This is a genomic window from Pedobacter sp. 01N416 (assembly GCF_056399685.1).
On record NZ_JBFTRT010000597.1, the window covers coordinates 1 to 3,034 of the forward strand.

The following is a 3,034-nucleotide window of genomic DNA, read 5'->3' on the forward strand; positions in this document are numbered from 1 at the left end:
ATTCTGGGGGTAGGCATAGGTTTTCCGGGGATTATTTACAACAATAAGATTATTGCCGGTGCTGATAATTTACCTGGCTTTAAACAATTGGCTTTAGGCGAAATCCTGCAAGAAGTAACACGTTATAATATTGTAATGGATAATGATGCCAATTTAATGGGGCTAGGAGAGATGACTTACGGTGCGGCCAAAGATTGTAGTGATGTGGTTTTCCTTACCGTAGGAACTGGAATAGGTGGTGCTGTGATGATTGATAACAAGCTTTACGGAGGATTTAGAAATAGAGGTACAGAGTTAGGGCATATTGTTGTACAACACCGTGGGGTTGCCTGTGCCTGCGGAGGTCGCGGTTGTTTAGAAGCTTATGCGTCGGTATCCGCCCTGCTTAACCATTATCAGTCTATCCACCCTAATTCACCAGAAGAGATTGATGGTAAATATATGGTAGAGAAATATCTTGCGAGAGAAGAATATGCCGTTGAAGCTATGGAATCGCATTTCGATTACCTAGCTACTGGCATTATTAGTTTTATAAATGTATTTAGTCCGCAAAAAATTGTAATTGGTGGAGGCATAAGCGAATCTGGTGCCTTCTATGTTCGCGAGATTGAAAGAAGAATTAAAACTTTAGCAGTGCCTATTGCACCTGGTAATGAATTGGTAGTTGCTGCTAAGTTGGGCAATAAAGCAGGTTTACTGGGCTGTGCAGCAAATGTTTTTCAAAAGTTTAAGGCTTTTGATTATGCAGTAAAATAGTTCATCAGAAAAAGAATAGTACTGATTTGAATCTGAATCTCTTGCGGTAAATAAGCAAGAACAAAAAGTATTTAATTTTAAAAAAGAGGTTGTATCATAAATATAGATTTGTCATCCTGAGCCTGTCGAAGGACCCGTTTAAATACTCTTGAAGGTGTTTCGACAGGCTCAACATGACAGCATGTGAGTTGAAATCGATTTTTAATCAAAAAAAGGGAGGCGATAAGCCACCCTTAATATCTAGAGCTTATGTTTTTAAACAGTTTATATCGCCTGGACCTTTAAAACCACGCTGGTTCTGTAAGCATTTGCTTCTGGATTAAAGCCTACCTTCATTAAAAAGTCGCCAGAGTAAACTTTAGTACTGTCAATTGGCGATTTAGCACCAGGGTATAGATTAATTTCTTCAATTTTATATCTTTTAACAGGGTCTAATCCTTTAAGTTTAATTGGTAATATCACACCATTAGTAAAAAGGGTGGCCACATGATAGTTAAAAACAATAGCCTGATCTTTTGCTTCGTTTACATAAGCAATTGAAGCTATTTTATTTTCGTAAGGATCCTGTAAGCGGTATTGCTGACCATGCCAGATAATATCTTTAAAGCCATTATAGGTTTTAACGGCATTCTGACTAAAAAGTAAATCATTTTTACTTAACTCATTTACACGTACATCATAACCGAGTTTTCCCATCATGGCCACATCTGTTTTAAATTTAATAGGCTGTTTACCCATATCGGTAATGTGGTTATCTACAGCAATAGAAGGGAAATAATACGAATATTCCCACTGAATAAAGATGCGGTCGTAGGGATTGGTATTATCGCTAGGCCAAAATTCGGTGAAATGTTGTAATGCGGCATAATCTACTCTCGAACCACCTCCGGCACACAGCATCATTGGTGTTTTAGAGTATTTTTTTCTAATCCGCTCCAATACGCCGTTTAATCCCCTGATATATTCAAGATAAAAATGATCCTGATTTTTTAAGGTAGGAGAATTTGCATTGTATATTAAGGAGTTACAATCCCATTTAATGAAGGCTATTTCTGGCACTTCCTTAAAAAGATCATCTACTGTTTTATATATAAAATCCTGAACCTTAGGGTTGGTTAGATCCAGCACCAACTGGTTACGCATGTAATATTCTTTTCTTTCAGGCTGTCTGATAATCCAATCGGGATGGTTTTCGTATAACTCACTTTTAGGATTCACCATTTCGGGCTCTATCCAAATACCAAATTTTACACCGCTTGCTGTGGCCTCTTTGCCTAATGAACTGATTCCATTTTTTAGCTTTTGCTTGTTATACTGCCAATCTCCCAGGCCAGAAGTAGATCCATTGCGTGGATATTTATTTCCAAACCAGCCATCGTCCAATAAAAAAACATCAACCCCTAACTTTTTGGTATCTTTTGTTAATTCGTTTAGTTTTTCGTCATTAAAATCGAAATAAGTGGTTTCCCAGTTGTTTAGTATGGTAGATCTTTCACCCTTTCCATCTAATATTTGATAGTTTCTGGCCCAGTCATGCAAATTTCTACTGGCTAAACCTTTTCCTGCCGATGAATAAGTATAAATAAAGCGGGGTGTAATGAAGTTTTCGCCAGCCTTTAAAGTATAGTTCGACGAAAAATTATTAATCCCGGCAGTTACGCGGAGGTAATATTCGTCGAAAGTTTCAAAATCCAGCTTAAAGTTTCCTGTCCATGCTAATGATCCGGCAATTACTTCGCCCGTATCCTCAGTCGCAGGCTGATCTATCGAAACCATAAACGAAGAAGAATGAAGGAGGTTTGTTCTGGTTCCTAGTTTCGAATCGATGGTTTTTATGCCATGCAACAATTGCTGTTCTTCTGATCGCATTTCGCGTGTAGCACCACTATATTGGTTTTTAAGGAAGAATTTTTTTCCACTCAGGGTAAGATTTGCCGAAGCATATTTGTTTAATACTACCGTGCCTTTTTCTCTATGTTCAATTTCGGCCCATTGCTCAATTACATTTTCATTAAAATAAGCCAGGTATTTTAAAGTAACCTGAAAGTTGTATTTTAAATCTTTAAGAATAATACTGGTTAATTTTCTGTTCTGATCCAGCTGTTCGATTTTTACATCCGAAAATGTTAATACAGTAGATTTGTTCCCATCAGCATGGGTTACGGTTAATGCCGGTTCTAATAAATTAAGCGAGCCGGAAGCAATGTAAGCTTCGCGTTTATTTAAAAGGTCATCAGAGCCGGGTTTGTATTTATCTAATGCTTGTATACTTGGGTAT

Annotated in this window: 2 protein-coding genes; one reads left to right on the forward strand and one right to left on the reverse strand. The window is 37.5% G+C overall.

Translation table 11 applies throughout. From position 1 onward, the window contains the following. On the forward strand, window positions 1-756 hold a 756-nt coding region (locus AC1DND_RS24285), incomplete at its 5' end, for an ROK family protein (protein ID WP_477585133.1). A 264-nt stretch (window positions 757-1,020) separates the two neighbouring features. Here AC1DND_RS24285 and AC1DND_RS24290 read toward each other — a convergent pair. Beyond that, window positions 1,021-3,034 (reverse strand): alpha-galactosidase (locus AC1DND_RS24290; RefSeq protein WP_477585134.1); only part of this gene is annotated, 2,014 nt, incomplete at its 5' end.